Annotated in this window: 16 protein-coding genes and 1 pseudogene; 7 read left to right on the top strand and 10 right to left on the bottom strand. The window is 69.1% G+C overall.

What is annotated here, in order from left to right; translation table 11 throughout:
* Nucleotides 1-120: 120 nt before the first annotated feature.
* Nucleotides 121-1,491, top strand: a complete 1,371-nt coding sequence (locus OG413_RS27985; protein ID WP_266810550.1) for a tol-pal system YbgF family protein — start codon at nucleotides 121-123, stop codon at nucleotides 1,489-1,491.
* Between the two features lie 381 nt (nucleotides 1,492-1,872).
* Nucleotides 1,873-2,172, top strand: coding sequence for a hypothetical protein (locus OG413_RS27980; protein ID WP_266810549.1), 300 nt, complete (start codon nucleotides 1,873-1,875; stop codon nucleotides 2,170-2,172).
* 173 nt (nucleotides 2,173-2,345) lie between these two features.
* Here the strand turns inward: OG413_RS27980 and OG413_RS27975 are convergent, their stop codons facing one another.
* From OG413_RS27975 to OG413_RS27960, 4 genes are all read right to left on the bottom strand, one after another.
* Nucleotides 2,346-3,425: a PP2C family protein-serine/threonine phosphatase gene (locus tag OG413_RS27975; RefSeq protein WP_266810548.1), complete on the bottom strand. Its 1,080-nt coding sequence runs from the start codon at nucleotides 3,423-3,425 to the stop codon at nucleotides 2,346-2,348.
* Nucleotides 3,426-4,000: 575 nt separating this feature from the next.
* A complete protein-coding gene (locus tag OG413_RS27970) occupies nucleotides 4,001-4,471 on the bottom strand; it encodes a MarR family winged helix-turn-helix transcriptional regulator (protein ID WP_266810547.1) in 471 nt (156 codons plus the stop codon).
* Nucleotides 4,472-4,528: 57 nt separating this feature from the next.
* Nucleotides 4,529-5,371, bottom strand: coding sequence for an FAD-dependent monooxygenase (locus OG413_RS27965; protein WP_266810546.1), 843 nt, complete (start codon nucleotides 5,369-5,371; stop codon nucleotides 4,529-4,531).
* Between the two features lie 81 nt (nucleotides 5,372-5,452).
* On the bottom strand, nucleotides 5,453-6,949 hold the full coding sequence (locus OG413_RS27960; RefSeq protein WP_266810545.1) for an MFS transporter: 1,497 nt from the start codon (nucleotides 6,947-6,949) through the stop codon (nucleotides 5,453-5,455).
* Nucleotides 6,950-7,074: 125 nt separating this feature from the next.
* Between OG413_RS27960 and OG413_RS27955 the strand changes: the two genes are divergently transcribed.
* From OG413_RS27955 to OG413_RS27945, 3 genes are all read left to right on the top strand, one after another.
* Complete coding sequence (locus tag OG413_RS27955) at nucleotides 7,075-7,218, top strand: hypothetical protein (protein WP_266810544.1); 144 nt, start codon at nucleotides 7,075-7,077, stop codon at nucleotides 7,216-7,218.
* A 213-nt stretch (nucleotides 7,219-7,431) separates the two neighbouring features.
* Nucleotides 7,432-7,770: a hypothetical protein gene (locus OG413_RS27950; protein ID WP_266810543.1), complete on the top strand. Its 339-nt coding sequence runs from the start codon at nucleotides 7,432-7,434 to the stop codon at nucleotides 7,768-7,770.
* Nucleotides 7,771-7,784: 14 nt separating this feature from the next.
* The gene (locus tag OG413_RS27945; RefSeq protein WP_266810542.1) at nucleotides 7,785-8,216 is read left to right on the top strand and encodes a hypothetical protein; all 432 of its coding nucleotides are present in this window, start codon (nucleotides 7,785-7,787) and stop codon (nucleotides 8,214-8,216) included.
* On the opposite strand, the gene OG413_RS27940 is transcribed toward OG413_RS27945, so the two are convergent.
* The 4 genes from OG413_RS27940 to OG413_RS27925 all read right to left on the bottom strand — a co-directional run bounded on the left by OG413_RS27940 (nucleotide 8,172) and on the right by OG413_RS27925 (nucleotide 12,707).
* The gene (locus OG413_RS27940; RefSeq protein WP_266810541.1) at nucleotides 8,172-9,179 is read right to left on the bottom strand and encodes an IS630 family transposase; all 1,008 of its coding nucleotides are present in this window, start codon (nucleotides 9,177-9,179) and stop codon (nucleotides 8,172-8,174) included. The two genes, OG413_RS27945 and OG413_RS27940, sit on opposite strands and share 45 nt — an antisense overlap.
* Nucleotides 9,180-10,170: 991 nt before the next feature.
* A complete protein-coding gene (locus tag OG413_RS27935; RefSeq protein ID WP_266810540.1) occupies nucleotides 10,171-10,773 on the bottom strand; it encodes a cysteine hydrolase family protein in 603 nt (200 codons plus the stop codon).
* 51 nt (nucleotides 10,774-10,824) lie between these two features.
* Nucleotides 10,825-12,240 carry an MFS transporter gene (locus tag OG413_RS27930; protein ID WP_266810539.1) on the bottom strand — a complete coding sequence of 472 codons (1,416 nt, stop codon included), beginning with the start codon at nucleotides 12,238-12,240 and terminating at the stop codon, nucleotides 10,825-10,827.
* The gene (locus OG413_RS27925) at nucleotides 12,237-12,707 is read right to left on the bottom strand and encodes a MarR family winged helix-turn-helix transcriptional regulator (RefSeq protein ID WP_266810538.1); all 471 of its coding nucleotides are present in this window, start codon (nucleotides 12,705-12,707) and stop codon (nucleotides 12,237-12,239) included. Before OG413_RS27925 ends, OG413_RS27930 begins: the two co-directional genes overlap by 4 nt.
* A gap of 78 nt (nucleotides 12,708-12,785) precedes the next feature.
* Between OG413_RS27925 and OG413_RS27920 the strand changes: the two are divergent.
* Nucleotides 12,786-13,236 (top strand): annotated as a pseudogene (locus OG413_RS27920) (ATP-dependent DNA ligase); the annotation flags it as partial.
* A gap of 371 nt (nucleotides 13,237-13,607) precedes the next feature.
* Here the strand turns inward: OG413_RS27920 and OG413_RS27915 are convergent.
* Nucleotides 13,608-14,975, bottom strand: coding sequence for an MATE family efflux transporter (locus OG413_RS27915; protein WP_266810537.1), 1,368 nt, complete (start codon nucleotides 14,973-14,975; stop codon nucleotides 13,608-13,610).
* A complete protein-coding gene (locus OG413_RS27910; protein WP_266810536.1) occupies nucleotides 14,972-15,958 on the bottom strand; it encodes a phosphotransferase family protein in 987 nt (328 codons plus the stop codon). The genes OG413_RS27915 and OG413_RS27910 overlap by 4 nt, the downstream gene beginning before the upstream one ends.
* A 174-nt stretch (nucleotides 15,959-16,132) precedes the next feature.
* Here OG413_RS27910 and OG413_RS27905 point away from each other — a divergent pair, with 174 nt between their 5' ends.
* Nucleotides 16,133-17,329: an MFS transporter gene (locus tag OG413_RS27905; RefSeq protein WP_266810535.1), complete on the top strand. Its 1,197-nt coding sequence runs from the start codon at nucleotides 16,133-16,135 to the stop codon at nucleotides 17,327-17,329.
* Nucleotides 17,330-17,960: the final 631 nt, after the last annotated feature.

Raw genomic sequence — 17,960 nt, 5'->3', positions numbered from 1 at the left:
AGGAACGGTCGCCCCCCTGGCCGCAGATTCGGCCGGTGCGAGTACAGAGCGGCGTGGCGGGCATCAGTTCTGGACCCGCGACATGCGCGTACCCGCCGCGTGGTAGGAGCGGAAGGGGACATGGCTATGCCGCGTGGCGTTGCCAACGAGAAGCTCGCTGTTCTTCTTGAAGCCACATCCTGGAGTGCCGCGGATCTGGCCCGTGCGGTGAACGCGCTGGGGGAGGCTCGGGGGCTGCGGCTGCGCTACGACCGTACGTCCGTGGCGCACTGGCTCAGGGGCTCCCGGCCCCGTGGACCGGTGCCCGACCTGGTCGCCCAGGCGCTCAGCCTTCGGGCCGGCCGTTTGATCTCGGCCGAGGACGCCGGGCTCACCCATCCCGACCGCCTGCCGGGTTCCGGTCGTCTGCCGCCCGGTACCGGGCGGGAAGGCGGCGGCGGGCTTCCCGCGCTCATCGCGTTGTGCGGCCAGGACGCCGACCCGAATCAACGGGCGGCCCTCGTCGGCATCGCTTACTTGCTGGTTCCGCACAGTCCACCGGTATGGAGACCGGACCCGTCTCATCCGGGGCCGGGCGGGGAGCTCCACGCATCGGCGGACCAGGAGTTCCTGAATACCATGGTGGAGCTCTTCGCCGGCCTGGTCGGCGCTCATGGCGGTGCCTACATCCGCTCGGCACTGGCGGCCTACCTGGCGGACAACGCGGCCCGGCTGACGTCGGTTCCGGCAGGGGACAGCGTCAATCCCCACGTGCTGAACCACTGTGCCCGGCTGGTCCACCTGCTGGCCTTCATGACGGCCGACAGCGGGCATCACGGTCTGGCCGACCGGTACTACCGCCTTGCCCTGGAACTGGCCCGCGAGGCCGGGAACCGGCACTCCTACGCGATCACTCTGCGCGCCATGAGCGTCCAGGCCCTCAGCCTCGGCCATATTCATCAGGCACACTGCCTCGCCGACTCCGCTGTCGAGTGCGCGGGGCGAAACGATCCGGCAGTCCTGGCTTTCGTCCTCGCCCAGCGCGGCCACACGCATGCCGCACGGCACAACGGGAAAGATGCGACGGTCGACCTCGTGGACAGCGCGGACGCCCATGGCCGGGCAGACGGCCACGGTGGCGCGTTCACCGTCTACCCGGAGGCGGGCATCGAGTACAGACGCGCCCGGACGCTGCAAGCACTGCAACGTCCGGGCGAGGCTGTACTTGCCTTCCAGGCCTCAGTCCTGCATCGAGACCCGGGCCGGCACCGCCCCTACGCTCTCACCCAGGCCCGCCTCGCGGAGGCGCTGGTAGCCGACGGCCAGCTCGAAGCGGCCTGCACGCACTGGCACATCTTCCTCGACCACTACCCGCACGTCGTCGGCTCCAACGAGGTCGGCCGTGCGCTGGCCCGCATGCTCCAGCACATGCGCAGCTTCCCGCGGCAGCGCCAGGCAGTCGAGCTGATCGAGCGGGGCCGCGCTTCCTCAGCCCGGCTGCCACGGTACTGACCGACCGTCAGCCATGGCCGCCCTCGTCGCGGCAGCTGTCTGAACCGGACCGGTTTCCTGGCCATCGGAGATGTGCGAGTCGTCCGACGGAGCTGTTCCTGTCCGTACTGGGCATAAGGCAAAGGGATCGTCCATCCGCCACAACTACCGCGTGCGCCCGCAGGTGAGTCCGAAATGCCCTGGTGACGCGCATCCGTCCGGTCGCGGAATCGTTTCCCCACCCCAACGGCCGAATAGCAGACAAGCGTGTCCCCGGAGCCGGCGCGGCATTGAGCAGGTTCACACCCCACACGGAGGCCGGGGCTCCGGGCGAATAGCGGCCCGGCAGTGTTACGCGGTCGGCAGGGGGATATCACGCTCCGCCCTTGCCGGGAGCGCACCGTGCCCCCGGCACGGCCGGTCCCGTACACCGGGTTCGCTCAGAACGCGACCAAGGCGGCGTGGAGGACGAATCCGCCCTGGTTCATTGTCGCCAGGAACGACAAGGCCATCACCCCCGATGTGGAGCGCTTCGCGACCAAGCGCGCCAAGTCGCACACGATAGAGATCAACTCCTCGCACGTGGTCACCCGGCCGACGGTGACTCCGGCGCAACGGGCTGCCGCACTTGTCGCTGCGGCCAGTGGCCCGGCCTGCGGCCGAGAAACGGACCGTGTACTCCGAGGAGTGCTGGGAGCTTGATGGCTTCGGCCACGCCTGCTGCCGCCCCCCTCCTGCTCCGCGCGCAGCGACGCGAGCGGAGACCGCCGCCCCTTCCCGACCGCCCGCAACTGCGCCCAGTCGACCTCGGACCGGGTGTCCGGCAGGGGCAAGCACACGTGTCCGTGCGCGCGCAGCTCAGCGGTCCGGGTCTCTCAGGTCCCGTCCGTCGAAGGGGCGAACCGGAGCAGCAGCATTGCCGCGTCGTCGTCGAGCGGCCCCTGGACATGGGAGGCCAGTTGGTCCCGCAGTCCTGCAAGAGCGTCCGCGAGGTCCGGTTCGCCGAGCAGGTCTGTGTGGTCCGGCAGGGGGAAGAATTCACCTTCGGCGTTGCGTGCCTCGGTAGTGCCGTCGGTGTAGAAGAGCATCCGGTCCCCGGGCTCCAGCCGGAGCGCGAACCGACCCGGTCCGTCTTCGTGCAGCGCGGCAAGTCCTCCAGGCAGGCCCAGAGGCGGCCCGGGGACTTCCGGTTCCGCCGTCAGGACGGTGCCGCCGGCCCGGCGCACCAGAGGCGGCGGATGGCCGAAGCTCAGGAGTGTCACGTCCCCGCGCTCGGTGCAGTCGGCCAGCACCGCTGTGACGAACTCCTCGCCCTCTTCACGGCGCTCCAGCGCCTCCTCGATGTGTTCGGCCACCTCCTGGAGAGAGTCGTCGGCCGGTGCGGCCGCACGGAAGGCGGTCAGGACCGTGACGGCGGCCCCGACCGCTGTGAGGCCTTTGCCCTGGACGTCGCCCACGATGATGCGCAGGCCGCCGGGGTGGGGCAGCGCCTCGTAGAGGTCACCACCAATCCGGGCGCCGACGGTCGCGGAGATGTAGGAGACCGCGAGATCGAAATGCCCGCTGCGTCGGGGCACCGGTCTCAGGATCACGTTCTGGGCCGCGTCAGCGACTGTCTGGACGCCCACCAGCCGACGCTCGGCCTTCAGTCGGACGTCGCTGGCGTACGCGGCGGCCAGTGCGACGAGCGCGACCGCGCTCAGCGCCACCGCCCCGCGCTCCTCGGTGACCCCCTCGTCCGCCACGAAGGCCCCGATGCACACGACAAACGCCAGAACGCCCACGAGGAGTACGGAGCGAGGGCGGCCGGTGGCGGAGGCGAGCGCGGCCGGGGCTGCCAGCAACGACAGCAGAATGGCAGATCCCGCGAGGACGTCCACCACGATGACGAGAACGATCAGCGCATACGGCAGGACCATGACCACGCGCATCGCCGGACGACGGATGACACTCACAGCAGCCTCCGAACATCTCTCTCAAGTCTCTCAACGCACAAAACGTAATACAACGTCGCAAAAACATGTCCGAGATCGACGGGAAATGGGCCACTGGGAGACGCAGCAGTCACGACACGACCTTCCCCCGGCCTCCCGGGTCCGGGGATCCCGATGCGAAGTTCCCGGCACCGCCAGAACTCATCAGCGGCGTGTATCTCCAGAGGTCACCGCCTGGACGAGTTGCGGCCTGGCCGGGGAGTGGACGCGACCGGATGCCCCCGGCAGCGCTTCCTGACGCGAGTGTGACCTGGATGCCGATCCGAGGCCGACACTTCTGACGATGATGCGGATCATCGGTTGCCGGCGGGCATGACGTGTCCGGCATCATCGCCCTGCTGCCACCGTTACGCCCACTCCATGCCCAACTCGACGAGCCCCGCGTGCTGCTCGGAGGTGAGCCGGTCGCACCCGGAGCGCGGCGCCGCCGGGCTCGTCCAAGCGACCGTCGGCGCCGCTCGTGGCCCGCTCCCGGGCGACGGCGACAGCACCGCCGGACTCACAGGGGGCTGGAAGCCGCGATCGGGGCAGGCCGTCTACGCTTTGGTTGCCCGGTCGTATGCGGCCACCGCCCGCTTGAGGAACGCCGCCACGGTGGCCTGCTCCTGGGCTGTCATGGACTCGGCAATCTCGCCGATGCCCACGACAAGGGGCTCGACGTGTTCGAACGCGGTCTCCTCCCAGTGCTCCGCCGGTGTCACGAGCACCTTGCGCCGGTCGCTGGGATGCGGCTGCCGGCTCACGTGTCCGCCGTCCGCCAGGCGGTCGATGACCAGCGTCATCGCCGCCGTCGACGTGGTGAGTTCGCGTGCCAGTTCGCTCGGCGTCGCCGGACCGGCGCTGACGAGACGGTCCATCACCGCAAGTCCGGCGGGATCGACGTGCATCTGCCGGCCCAGGTACCGCTCGAACCGCTGCTGGCGGCGGGTCAGGTTCCGCAGCTGGTCGCGGATGGGGCCCTCCGCTGGGGCCGCGGGCTGGGGATCGGTGGGCTGGTTGGCAGTCATGGCGTGGAAGCTGCTCCTGGATAGCTTGGGGCGTTGGCAACCAATGATGCGTGAGATCTACAGACTGTAGGAGGGCAGGGCGAAGGTGTCGGCGGGCGGGACGAGGAAGCGGTTCAGCCGCCCTGCCAAGCGGTGCAGGGCAGCGGCCCGCAGGACCAGGTGGAGGGTGCGGATACCCGTCCGGGTACGTGGTACGGCGACGCGCGGTACGCCGGGCGGCAGGTCCTTGGCCCGCTCGGCGTAGGGGCGCAGGACCTCCTCGTAACGGGTGAACGCCTGCTCATGATGGGCATGGTGGGCGAGTTCGCCGGCCAGGGCGTACGCGCCGGTGAAGGCGAGGCTGGTGCCCATGCCGCTCAGGGGCGAGGGGCAGTACCCCGCGTCCCCGAGCACGGCGACGCGGCCGTGGGACCAGCGGGGCATGCGCACCTGGCTGACGCAGTCGAGGCAGAAGTCCGGCGCGGTGTCCATGGCCGCCAGGACGCGGGCCGTCTCCCAGCCGGCCTCGCGGAAGATGCGGTGCAGGAGCTGCTTCTGCGCTTCCGGCACCAACTTCTCGTGTTGCTCGTCCCCGTGAGGTCGGGAGAGGAAGGACAGTGAGGCGCGGGTGGTGCCGCGGTTGTCGGGGCGCAGGGTGACCACGCGTCCCTCCGGAGCGTTGTACCAACGTGCCCAGCGCCCGTCGCGGGGCTCACCGGGGATGGTGAAGTAGGCGGTCGTCAGGCCCATCTCGCGGGCCACGGTGCGTCCGGCGCCCCGCAGGTCCACAGTCTGCCCGCCCTCCCGTACGGCGGGGGCACGCTCGACCACCGTGGCCGCGAGGCCGTGGCGGTGCAGCCAGTAGGCCAAGGTCGGGCCGGCGATGCCCGCTCCCGCGACCAGGACATTCCGATGGGCCACAACGCTCCCTCGCTGCCTTCCTCATGTGCGCTCCACGCGTGCAGGTCCGGGGCCGCCGTTCTGGCGGCACCGGACCGGGGATCACACAGCGACGTCCCGCTTCGCACCGGAACCGGCAGAACCGCTGTCGGAAGCAGAGGGGGTGATGCCGTGCTGCTCCTCTTCGGGCCGGCCCTTCTTCGGCAGCAGGAAGGTGATGGCCAAGAACGCCGCCAGCAGACATGCCTGGACGATCAGCGCATGGTGGAAGCCGGCGGTGAAGTCACCGGTCTTTGCCTGTGCGAAGAACACCGAGCCGAAGATCGCCACACCGATGGAGCCGCCGATGGCCTGCACCGCGGACAGCACGCCGGAGGCGGAACCGATCTCGTCGTCATCGACCGCGGCGAGGATGAAGCTGAACAGGGCGGCGATCACCATGCCCGCTCCGATACCGGCCACCGCCACACCCGGGGCGATGTCCCAGATCGAGAACGAACCGGCGCTCAGACTGTCGAGCTCGAACCAGAGCAGCGCCGCACCGGCGAGCTGAATCAGTGGCCCGACCTGGAGGACCATGCGGCCGATCTTGTCGGCGAGGAACGCGCCGCTGACCGCGCCGCCGATCGCTGTACCCACCGCGAGAGGCAGGTTGCCCAGGCCCGCGTCCCCGGCGCTGAAGTGCTGGCCGATCTGCAGGAACAGCGTGAGCACGAGCTGCGTGCCGATCAGCCCGCCGAAGAACAGGGCGATACCGCCGAGCCCGACGGTGAAGGCGGGCTTGCGCAGCAGACCCGGGGTCACCAGGGGCTCACGGCCCGCCGCGGCGGTGCGGCGCTGCTGCAGCGCGAACAGGCTGAATCCGACGATTGAGGCGACCATGCACAGCCAGGTCCACAGTGGCCAGCCGTCCTCCTGCCCCTGGTTCAGCGGCAGTACCATCAACGCGCAGGACGCTACGACCAGGCCCGCGCCGACCATGTCGACGCGCACGGTGCGATCGCCCTGCTTCTTCGGGACGAACTTCGCCGCGATGGCCAAGGCCGCAAGCCCGATGGGCAGGTTGATCAGGAACACCGAGCGCCACCCGAGGCCGAAGAAGTCGCCCTCGATGAGGAAGCCGCCCAGAACCGGGCCGATGATGCCACCCAGGCCGAGCACGGGACCGAAGATCGCGAAGACCTTGGTGAGCTCGGGCCCGGAGAAGTTCTCGCGCAGCAAACCCAGGCCCTGCGGAAGCAGCATCGCCCCCGCAGTGCCCTGGAGCAGCCGGAAGGTGATCAGCGACTCGATGTTCGGAGACAACGCGCACAGCATCGAGCACAGCGTGAAGGCCGCCAGACCGGTCAGGAACATCCGGCGGCGCCCATAGCGGTCACCGAGCCGGCCGCCCAGGACCAGGCCGGCCCCCAGTGTGAGGGCATAGCCGCCGATCACCCACTGCAGACCGACGGAACTGGCACCGAGGGACTCCTCCAGCGCGGGACCTGCGACGTTGACGATCGACGCGTCCAGGAGATCCATGACCTCCGCAACGATCATCACCACCAGGATCAGCCATCGCCACCGGTACGGCTCGGTGGTCGGGTCGGCACCCATTTTACCTCTGTTCATTGATTACCAATATTCTTAGCAATATCGAGAGTAGCTAGTGCACCGCAGATGTCAACCGCACCCCGAGGCCGGGCCCCCACAGCTGACATGGAGCGGGGTGGAGCGCACCGGTGCCCCACGCGCCTGTCCATGGCGGACAGGGCAGCCTCGCGCTCGGCCAGGGCCGCACGATCCGGCCCGGATCTTCGGCGTCCGGGCCATCACCTGGGCAGGGCGCCGACGGCTGCCGGCCCGACCGCTTCGACATCATCTGAGCCGTGGTCCGCCTCGTCGTTGTGGCGGGCACCCGGTACTCGCCCGGCGACGACTCACTGGTCGAGCGGCTCAGAACCGGCGCGAGGAAGCGGGAACGGCCACACCCACGAGACGGGAACGTAGTCGTGGGCGCGCGACGCCTCGGATCCCGACAGGTCACAGTCTCCCGGTACGCCAAGGGACTTGGGACCTCACACTGACCTCTCTGGCCAATGGCTGCCGATCTGGTCGAAGACCGCGGTAACGACTTCTATGTCTTCGAAATGGAGAACATCACCCTGACACCCCCCTTCCCCGAACCGGGAAAGGGGCTGCGGTGGGAGATGAACGGCCGGCTCAAGGCGCAGGTCGATCTGGCCCAGGAGCAGTGCCAGATCCATGTGAAGCCGGGACTTGTGACAACGCACATCGAGGCGGGCGAGATCCGTCGGCCGGGGACGGGCAGGTCGTCCACGAAGGCGGCGATGCGGGGCGCGTCGTATCAGGCGCCCAGCGCGACCCCGATCGTGGCTAGTGGCTCGTCTCAGATCCTTGTCCGGGTATCTCTGTAGGCTGCCGACTTGCCGTGATCACCGTACGGCTTGCTGCTGTGGGGAGGGTTTGGCGGGTGGCGGAGAACGCCGTGCGGAACTCAGTGTCGCTGGGTGTGTTTCTGGCTGTGGCAGCTCACCCCGGGGTGCCGTTCAGGGTCGTCGAGCTGGCGGGTCGCGGTATCACCGCGGACGCGGCCGCGAGCCGTTGGGTGCTTGAGGTCGGGAAGTCTTCTCTGGACGGCTTCGCACTCGCCGACAAGTTGATCGACTTTGGCGAGCGGGAGGATCAGCTCGTCGGACTGTGGCAGGGATACGGAGCTGGCGAGGTCGGTGTGGTGGCCTTCGAGTCCCGGCTGGCGGAGATCGTGGCGGCCATGGAGACGTGGGCGCCGGTCCCGGAGGGGCCTGTGGAGGACTTCTCAGGCCGGCTTCGCCGGGTACTGGGTCCAGGCACGGATGGGTGACTCGGGTGCGAACGCCGTTTTCGGTTCGGTTCGGGCGTTGCGCCAGCGTATGTAGGCGGCGATGGCGGCGTTCTGCTCGCCGTGGCTGCGGTGGTCGGTGCCGTTGAGCGCGAAGTAGCGTAAGGCGGCAAACTCGGACTCGATCCAGTTCAGCCACGATCCGTAGGTCGGCAGGAAGACCAGTTCGACGTCGTTGGCCGTGGCCCAGGCCCGGACGTTCGGATGCTTGTGCGGGGAGAAGTTGTCGAGCACGATGTGCAGCTTCTCCCCGGGCCAGCGGGCACGCAGGGCCTTGAGCAGGGACAGGAACTCGCGCCAGCGTTTGCGGTGGCGGATGCGGTAGTACATCCGGCCGGTGGCCAGGTCGAGGGCGGCGAGCATGTGCATGACGCCGTCGTAGCGGTTGCAGGTGGCCCGGAGCCGGCGCGGTGAGCGGACTGGTCGCCATGCCTTGCCCTTGCGGGGGATCAGGTTCAGCGGCCCGAACTCGTCCACGCAGACGACCCGGCCATCGGGCGGTGGGGTGTCGTAGAGAGCCAGGACGTGGTGCATCTTGGTGATGAAGTCCGGGTCGTTCGAGGACTTCCAGGTCGTGGTGGTCTGCCAGGAGACCTTGCCCTCGCGCAGTATCCGGCGCAGGGTCTCGCGGCTGACGGCGGGGACGACCTGCTGTTTGACCAGGTGTTCGGCCAGTTTGGCCAGGCTCCAGGTGGAGAACGAGGTGATCTTCCAGTCGGCGGGGGACGTCCGGGCGATCAGACAGATGTGCTCGCGCACCTGGCTACCGATTGTCCTGGGGCGTCCCCCGCTCCATTTTGGGTCCAGCGCGTCGAACCCCCGCTCGTTGAACGCATGAATGACGTCACGCACATAGTCGGCGCTGACCTGCATCAACGACGTGATGTCAGGCACCGACTGGCCCTGGGCCGACATCATCACCACGATGGCTCGCCGAAGCCTCACAGGATCCTTCGTAGTCCGGCTGATCCGCTGCAGCCGCCGACCCTATACTCACTGGCCGGACGAACACTCCAGGACGACGCCCCACAGCCACCTCCACGATCACGGTCTGGAAGCAGCCTGCCGGGCAACGGACAACGAATCAATTAACCGGCCAAGGATCCGAGACGAGCCACTAGCACAGCTGATCGGCGTGGCTTTCTCGAAGCTGCCGCGAAGCGACGAGTATTTCTCTGTAGTCAGAGTGACGCTCTGTCAGGGTGGGCGAGGCGGGCCCGGGAACTTCACCATCTGGAGGGCGGCGAAGTCGGTGTGCTCTGGGTACGCCGGGGTCTTCTGCCACGGCCGGTGGGGGTGAGCAGGTCGGGATGGATGTCCTCGTCCTCCGCCGTCGGCGCGACGGCGGAGGACGGTGTGGGCACGTCGTCGGTGATGACCGAGGGCCGGCGCACTGCTAAGCGCTCGCGGGAAGCGCGAGATTATCGGCGCTGTCGCCCTTGATGGCACCGAGGCGTTCTGGGCGGCCCTGCACGGGCTGGCGACCCTGACCCGGGTCGCTTCTGGATCATTCGCGCCCCCGCAGGGGAGTCGCAGATCCATGACGCCATAAGTGGCACCGTGGCCGGGCTGTTTAGTCTCACGGACGTGGCCGGCCTTCGTCACGGGTAGCGACCGCGGCGAGGTGATCACCCTTGTGGGTGATGACGATGGAGGCTCTGACGGGCCAGGCTCAGATTCCGTGGCGTGTGTCGATGTCGTGACCAGAAGCTTCGCCTCTGTCTCTCGCTGTGTCCCGGTCGGCCGGTCTCACGTCCGTGGCACTTCCGGCCGGGCCGACGGCGCGGGGTGCCGGGCCGTGAGTGAGAACGGGGCGGCGCTGCGGTGGCTCCGGCGGCGCTCGTGGCTTTGGACTTCTTGAGAGGTGCCGGTCCCGGTGATGTGGCAACAGGGTGACTGGTGCCGGCCGCGCCGTGCACGCTGTATCTGCCTGCAGTCAGCCGGCTGCCAGCAGTGTCCGCAGCCGGGCGGTGTCGATGATGTGCGCGCGTGAGGGGAAGACCTTGTCGACCAGGATCCGGTGGGTTTCGGGGTCGCGGTCGGCGACGCAGTCGGACAGGACGTACATCTGGTAGTCGCGGTCTGCGGCGTCCATAAGTGTGGACAGGACGACCCCGCTGGTGCTGATGCCGGTGAGGATCAGGGTGTCGATGCCGCGGTCGGCCAGTTGGCCGTACAGGTCGGTGGTCGAGGCGGCGCCGAAGCGGACCTTGCGGACGACGATGTCCGCCTCACGAGGGAAGACGTCTTCGTGTATCTGTGTGGCGTCGTGCTCATGATGCATCGCCTTGGACGCCGCGAGTGAGCTGAAGGACTTGTTGCGGTCGGGGACGGCCGCCCAGTCGTCCTCTGTGAAGGCGACACGGACGTGGCCGATGGTGCCGCCGGCGGCGCGCACGTCTGCGATCGCGTTCCGGACCCGTGCGATGAGCGCGTCGGGTTCCGGGCTCAGAGGGGCGATGCCGTTCTGGAAGTCCATCGCCAGCAGGGCGGTCCGCTCGGGGACGAGTGCGGGGACGGCGGGAGCAGATGGTGTCATTGAAGAGTTCTCCTAGCAGGTTCAAGAGTGCGGCAGTGCCATGTGCGGCCGTCAGGCGGTGGCGTGGCGTTGCATCAGAGCGCGGTCGAGGAGGGTGAGCAGCAGGACCGCGAGGCCGGCCAGGACGAGGACGACGCCAAGGCTGTGCAGGCCGTGGTCGCTGGCTCCGTGACGGAAGGCGATGCCGCCGATCACCGATGAGGTGATGGTGCCGAGGTAGCCAAAGGTCCGGAACAGGCCCGAGGCGGTGCCGATCTGGTCGGCCGGCGCTGCGAGATAGAGCGCCGTCTGGTTGCCGACAGTGGTCGTGGCAGTGGTGACACCGAAGACCAGTGAGAGGAGGACGAGCGCGAGGACGGGGCTGTCGGAATCCAGGAACATGATGCCGATCGAGCCGAGCAGCATGCTCACCGCAGAGGCGATGACTGGTCCGCGCACCAGGTTGCGGCGGGCGAGCGGCCGGGACAGCAGCGCGGAGACGGCGCCCATCGGCAGCAGCATCAGCCCGGTCTGGACAGTGGACAGGCCGTAGGAGGCCTCCATCCACTGGGTGAGGCCGAACATCATCGAGTAGACGCCGAGCAGGGTGAGGGCTTGGCGCAGGTAGGTTCGGCTCAGGGCGCCGTTGGAGGACAGGGCGCGCAGGTCGAAGAAGGGCGCGGTCCGGCGCAGCTCCCACCACAGGGTGGGGATCGTGGCTGCGACGAAGACGGTGAGTGCGGCCCAGTTGATGCCCGGCAGGCTCATCAGGAAGACGACCAGGGAGGTCATCGAGGTAGCGAATCCGACGATGCCGGCCAGGTCGATCCGGCGGGCGATCGTGCGAAAGCCGCTGTCGGCACGATCGAGCGGCGGGTCCTTGGGCAACCGCAGTGCCATCGCCAGGGCGATGGCGGTGACCGGGATGTTGATGAGGAACGCCCAGCGCCAGCCTGCCGCGCCGACGAGCAGTCCGCCGATGGGCGGGCCGACGGCGGCGGTGGCCATGCCGGCGATGGCGAGGCCGCCCAGTACGCCGCCGGGCGGCTGGTCGAGTCCGGCCTGAGCGGCGCGGTGCCGCACCATGACCATGGCGCACGGAAACGCCGCGGAGGTGCCGAGGCCGATCAGGACGCGAGCGACGGTCAGCATCGCCAGGTTCTGGCCCAGGCTGCCGACCACACCGCCGAGCAGCACGAACACGATCCCGGCAAGGAAGACGCGGCGGGCGCCGAGGACCTCGGCGAGCTTGCCGGCGGTCGGCTGGGCGACGGCGCTTGCGAGGTAGAGGGACGAGACGAGGACGGCCGTGGCGCCCACGGCGACGTTCAGGTCAGTGGCGATCGGCACCAGCGCGGTGGCGATGATGGAGCTGTTGATCGGGTTGAGGCTGGAACCCACATAGAGCGGAGTGGTGAACGTCCATGCGAAGGGCTTGCGGCCGAGCTCACGCGGGGTGTGTTCGCCCTCGACAGCGGTCGTTCTCATATGGCGCCCTCGTCCAGGTCGGCATCGGCAAGCCGCTGGAGCAGCTCGATCGCCTTGTCCAGGTCCTTGCGCTCGTCCGCGGCGACGACGTGGTCGATGGCGCGCGTGAGGAAGGCAGCACGGCCCGAAAGCAGTTTGTCGATCAGCTCGGTCGCGGACGGGTCGGCGCTCATCAGCTTCTTGCGTCCGTCCTTCGGGTCGGGCTCGCTGTGGACCAGCCCGGCTGCCTTGAGCACGGCGAGGCTCTGGGCGATGGCCTGCCCGCTCACGTGCTCGACGGTCGAGAGCCGGGCCGCGGTGATCGGGCCCTCACGCGCGACGCTCGCCAGGACGCCGAGCTGGGTGGCGCTCAGCCCCGTCCTGTGCTGCCCCGACTCCACGCGCAGTCGTGCCCGCAGTCGTTTCATCGCGTCGTTCAGGTGCTCAGCGGCCGCGGTGGAGTCCTGCGGCCTGGGGTTCATAGCCATGCCTCCAGCATAAAACTCCACAAGCGGCTTGGTAAAGTTACTTGTGGAGTTTTATGCTGGAGGCCCACGGGGACCCGGTTCTCGCGATCGCGCCGCGAAGTACTCGAAGCCTGTGGCTTGGCGGGCCCGAGCCGGTCGGTACCGGCGGTGATCACCGGTCACGGCGCCCAGGCGCGTCCCCACCGTCGATGTCATCGTCGGTTGCTGGGTGCCCGGCCGCGGCCGTCTCGCCGGACTGTCCGGCGCCCTCCTCATGGGCCAGCGCAACGAGAACGGCACCCTGCGGTACGTCGGCAGCTTCGGCACCGGATGGAGCGACACGGAACGCACCGCCCTCGCCGGACTCCTCAAAGCCGCCTCGGTCGACACCTGCCCCTTCACCGAGACCCCACCGGCCACCGGGGCGCGATGGGTTTTGCCGCGCCTGGTCGGCGAAGTCCGTTACGCAACCCGCACCAGGGCCGGACGCCTGCGCCACCCCTCCTGGCGCCGCCTGCGCCCCGACCTCGCCCTCGACGACACCAACTGACAGTGGGCAGTGAGCGGTGGGTTCCTGCGGTGCCCCGGTTGCCCAAATCCCACTGCGGGGCGGGCTTGCCCGGGGCCCGGCTGGTATCAGGGGGCGTCGCCGTCCCGGTCCCACTGGTCCGGACCATCGGGGCGGGCTTCGTAGTCGGTGCGGCCGCCGGGCCCGTACCGGTCGTCGTTCGTGATCAGCACGGCCCCGGTCCTCCGCTCCTTGGGCGTCCAGGTCGTGACGTAGATGAGTATTCAGTCCAGGGCGCCGCCGACGACCTCGACGTACTCACGCCCGCGCTGAGCGTGAGGGGAGGGGAGGGGGCGTCGTGATCGGGAACGGTTCGTTCTGGCTCGCGTCCGAGAAGGTCCTGGCTGTGCCGTTCAGCGCTGTGGGCGAGGGCGAGTGCGACGCGTAGGACCGCCCAGGCGGCGAAGCAGCAGGAGTGCAACAGCGGCGGTCGCCAGTTCGCCGGCCGCCAGTCCCGTCCAGACGCCGCCGGTGCCCAGTCGGCCGAGGATCAAAAGCAGGGGGATCTTGATCAGGAGCAGGGTGCCGGTGGAGATGAGGTAGGCGGGCGCGGGGCGGCCCAGGGACTGGGCGTAGGCCGCCACCAGCGGGGCGATCCCCGCGACGGCCAGACCGAGGGCGATGACTCGCAGGGCCTGCCCGGCAGTGGCGATGGTGTCCGCGTCGCTCAGGAACCAGCCGGCGATAGGCCGGCCCAGGAAGGCGAGGACCGTGGCGGTGAGGAGCCCGTACAGCAGGGAGGCCGCCAGCGCGAGGTTGCGGGCCCGCAGGGCGCGGTCGGCCAGTCCGCGGCCGACGTTGTATCCGACGATGGGCTGCAGGCCCTGGCTGACTCCGGTGTGCGGCATCATCACGAAAGTCTGCAGGCGGACGCAGACGGCGTAGGCAGCGAGGGCGGTGGCAGATCCGGTGGCTGCGAGGGTGGCGTTGACAAGGACGGCCAGCAGAGTGACGCCCGTTCCGGCCAGGAACGACGGCAGGCCGATGCCCAGCAGCGCCCGCAGCGTTGCCCCGTGGGGCAGGAGCTCTTTGGGGCCGATGCGGTAGGGGCGGTCGCGCTGCCCGAAGAAGAACCACAGGCTCATCGCGGCGGAGACGGCCTGGCCGCCGACAGTGCCGAGCGCGGCGCCCTGCACACCCATGTCCAGTCCGAATATGAGCAAGGGGTCGAGCGTGATCTGCACGGCGACCGGCACCACCCACAGCAGGGTGGAGTAGCCCATCCGGCCCTCGGCGCGCACAAGGCTGGAGAAGCCGGTCGAGACCAAGGCCCCGGCCAGCAGCACCACGGCGTAGGGGCGTGCGCTCTCGCGCAGTTCGCCGTGCGCGCCGAGCAGGGAGAGCAGGGGGTCGAGGAAGGCCAGGCCGAGCGTGGTGGTGGCCGCGGCGCTGATCCAGAAGAGGGTCAGAGTGTTGCCCGCTGCGCGGGCGGCGGCCTGCCGGTCCCCGGCGCCCAGGGCGCGGGAGATGAGGGAGGCGCCGCCCGCGCCGACGGTGGTGGACACCGCGCCGAGCAACAGCAGCAGGGGGGCGACCAGGTTGACCGCGGCCATCGCGGTCTCGCCCACGCCGTAGCCGACGAACCAGGCGTTCGTCAGTGCGTAGATGCCGTACACGCCGACGGCGCCCGTGGTCTGGACGCAGGCGCGCCGCAGCAGGTGGCCCACCGGCTCGGTGCCGAGCCGGGTGGTGTGGTCGGGGGCAGTGGGCGTGGAGGTCACCGGCGGGTGCGGCCGAGAAGGGACATGGCCTCGTCGATCCGGAGGCGGGCCCAGTCGTACTGCTCGGTGTCGGTGTGTCCGCGGTACACGGTTTCGATCGCCATGATGAGCGCCAGGTAGAGGCAGTACAGGCGTCGGCGCACCTGCTGGGTCCCGGTCAACTCGCCGTGGCCGTAGCCGCGTATGAAGGGTGCCGCGTCGCCGAAGGCAGCCATCTGGCTTCCGGTGAACCCGGCTTCGATCAGCGGGTCGCCGTAGAAGGCGCGTTCATGGTCGATGATGCAGACGATCTTGCCGTCGCGGACCATGACGTTGCTGTCCCACAGATCCCACTCGACCAGTCGCGGCTCGGTCACCTCGTCGAGGCTGTCGGCGTGTTCGGCCACGGTCGCGCGGACGATGTCGTAGTCCCAGCCGAGGCCGACGCCCCGGCGTTCACCGTTGACGAGTACGTCCTCGACCATGCCCGTGAACACGCGCCTCCAGCTCGGGTCGCCCGGCCCGGCCAGCGGACCGAAGTTCTCGCCGCGAAGGAAGTTGATCTCACGGTTCAGCGTGCCGAGTTGTTCCATGTACGCCTCGCGCTCGGCGCGGGGGAGCGTGTCGAAGATGATGCCGAGGTTGTCGGCGTCGATGAACGGCATGAAGAAGTAGTCGGCGTCGCACAGTTCACGGCTCCGGTCCGCGAAGTCCACGGTGGGAACCGGAACGGACGTACGCGTGCGCAGAAGCTCCAGTGCGGCCAGCTCGATCGACATGGCACCGTTCTCGTAGGCCATCACCTCCACCTCCGACGGCGGGGCGATCTTCAGGACGACCTCGGCGCCGTCGCGCAGGCGGATGCGGTAGGCGACGTTGAACCATCCGTGTCCCAGCTCGCTGCTCCAGCCGTCGCCCGTCGGAACCCTGTCGGCACCGTAGGCATGCTCGATCATGAGGCGCAGGACGGCGGTCGACTGCCTGTTCTTGGTGATGCTCTCCACGTGCTGATCTCTCCTTGGCTGTGTGCTGGTGGCGTCGCGGACAGACGCTGCGCCCGTGTGCCGGCCCTTTCCGGGCGGCCCCGGCGCGGCTGCCGATCAGATACTTACCACTCGGTCGGAATTTACCGCTAGGGGGAGTGTACGTTCGTACTTTCTGGGGTTAGGGTCGTCCGTATGACCGTCGACATCGAGGCACTGCCCCTCCGCGCCGGGCGGCACGCACGGGCCGCGGTAGCCGTCCTGTTCTTCACGAACGGGGCGCTGTTCGCCAACTTGCTGCCGAGGTATCCGCAGATCAAGGAAGATCTGGCGATCAGTAACGGCGCCTACGGGCTGGCGGTCGCCGCGTTCCCGGCGGGGGCCATCACGGCCGGCCTCGCGGCAGGGGTGCTCATCCGCCGGGTGGGGTCGGCGCAGGTCGCGGTCGTCGGTACCCTGCTGACGGGTACGGGCATCCTGGCCGCCGGTCTTGCCCCGTCGGTGGCGCTGTTCGCGGCCGCCTTGTTCCTGGCCGGAGCCATGGACGCACTTACGGACGTCGCGCAGAACGCGCACGGTCTTCGTGTGCAACGGCTCTACGGGCGGTCCATTCTCAACTCCTTCCACGCGATCTGGTCCATCGGCGCTGTCACCGGCGGGCTGATGGCCGCCGGAGCAATGTCGCTGGGCCTGTCGCGCGGCGTACACCTCACGCTCTCGGCGATCGTCCTCGTTATCGCCGCCGTGGCCGCATGGCGCTTCTGCCTCCCCGGCCCGGACAACGAACCGGAAGAGACCAGCCCGGAACAGCGGGCCGCCGAGTGGGAAAACGGCACCTCGCACGTCGGGTACGTGCTGGCAGCCCTCGTCCTGATCGCCATAGCCGGCACTCTCGTCGAGGATGCGGGGAACTCCTGGGCCGCCCTGTACCTGACCGACGCCCTGCACACCTCCGCAGCACTCGCCGCCTGTGGCTTCATCGCTCTGGTGGGCGCCCAGTTCATCGGGCGCATCATCGGGGACCGCCTCGTCGACCGCTTCGGTCAGCGTGCTGTGGCCAGGGCCGGCGGCCTGATCACCGCGGTCGGCATGGGGCTGGCACTGGCGGTGCCGACGCTGTCCGGAACAATCCTCGGCTTCGCCCTGGCCGGATTCGGGGTGGCGACCCTGGTACCCGCGGCGATGCACGAAGCCGACGCTCTGCCCGGCCTCAAACCCGGATCAGGTCTGACGATCGTCTCCTGGCTCATGCGCCTGGGCTTCCTGCTGTCCCCACCGGTCGTCGGTTACGTCGCCGACGCGACCAGCCTGCGCACAGGTCTGCTGGTGATCCCCTTTGCCGGGCTGTTGGTGCTGCTGCTCGCCAAGGTCCTGCAAGACCGCCGCAGTTGAACTCAACAATCGCGAGCTCCTCGGGTACCGGCACGGTGTGTGCTTCGACGTCCGCGGTGCGCAGGTGCCGGACGTCCGAACCATGAAGCGGTGAACCGGGCTGCCCGCCGCGTACACGTTTACCCGCCGGGCGACGGCGGGTAAACGTACGCCCCCTTGGCGTCCTCGCCGTCACCCCTGGGCCTCTACCACACTGCTGGTCACCCTCTCTGCCGCCGCAGCCCCCGGGAAACCGATGGGCGCCGGTCCTCACACGCGCCCGTTACGCGCGCGGACTGGGCCCACCCGCAGGGAGGCACCCCGGACGGTGAGGATGCGCAGTCGTGCCCCACGCGGTCGGTGGGATACAACGGCTCGCATGACGGTCTTCCACTGCGCGAGGTGCGGCGCCGAACCCTGCTCCGCTCACACACCCGGGCCGCCCCGGAGAGCATGCTGTTCGGCACGATCCGCCTGGTGGAACGAGTGCCCTTCCGGCCTCGCATCTCTGGAGGCCACATGACATATCGCCGGCCGCGGGGCCTGGCGGAAGGGGGACCGTCCGCGGAGTCGGCGCACCGGCTGAAGCGGCGGTCGAGTACTTGACCCCTGGACGTGCTCAAGGCGGCCCCGGGCGAGCCCACGGGCGCTG

Origin of the sequence: Streptomyces sp. NBC_01433, from assembly GCF_026340105.1 — a bacterium.
Lineage (GTDB): Bacteria > Actinomycetota > Actinomycetes > Streptomycetales > Streptomycetaceae > Streptomyces.
This window is presented reverse-complemented; position numbering and strand designations above follow the sequence as displayed.

Coding starts and splice junctions, on each gene's coding strand:
- OG413_RS27905 (WP_266810535.1), top strand. CDS start 16,133: ATGACCGTCGACATCGAGGCACTGCCCCTCCGCGCCGGGCGGCACGCA.
- OG413_RS27970 (WP_266810547.1), bottom strand. CDS start 4,471: ATGACTGCCAACCAGCCCACCGATCCCCAGCCCGCGGCCCCAGCGGAG.
- OG413_RS27985 (WP_266810550.1), top strand. CDS start 121: ATGGCTATGCCGCGTGGCGTTGCCAACGAGAAGCTCGCTGTTCTTCTT.
- OG413_RS27935 (WP_266810540.1), bottom strand. CDS start 10,773: ATGACACCATCTGCTCCCGCCGTCCCCGCACTCGTCCCCGAGCGGACC.
- OG413_RS27960 (WP_266810545.1), bottom strand. CDS start 6,949: ATGGGTGCCGACCCGACCACCGAGCCGTACCGGTGGCGATGGCTGATC.
- OG413_RS27925 (WP_266810538.1), bottom strand. CDS start 12,707: ATGGCTATGAACCCCAGGCCGCAGGACTCCACCGCGGCCGCTGAGCAC.
- OG413_RS27930 (WP_266810539.1), bottom strand. CDS start 12,240: ATGAGAACGACCGCTGTCGAGGGCGAACACACCCCGCGTGAGCTCGGC.
- OG413_RS27950 (WP_266810543.1), top strand. CDS start 7,432: ATGGCTGCCGATCTGGTCGAAGACCGCGGTAACGACTTCTATGTCTTC.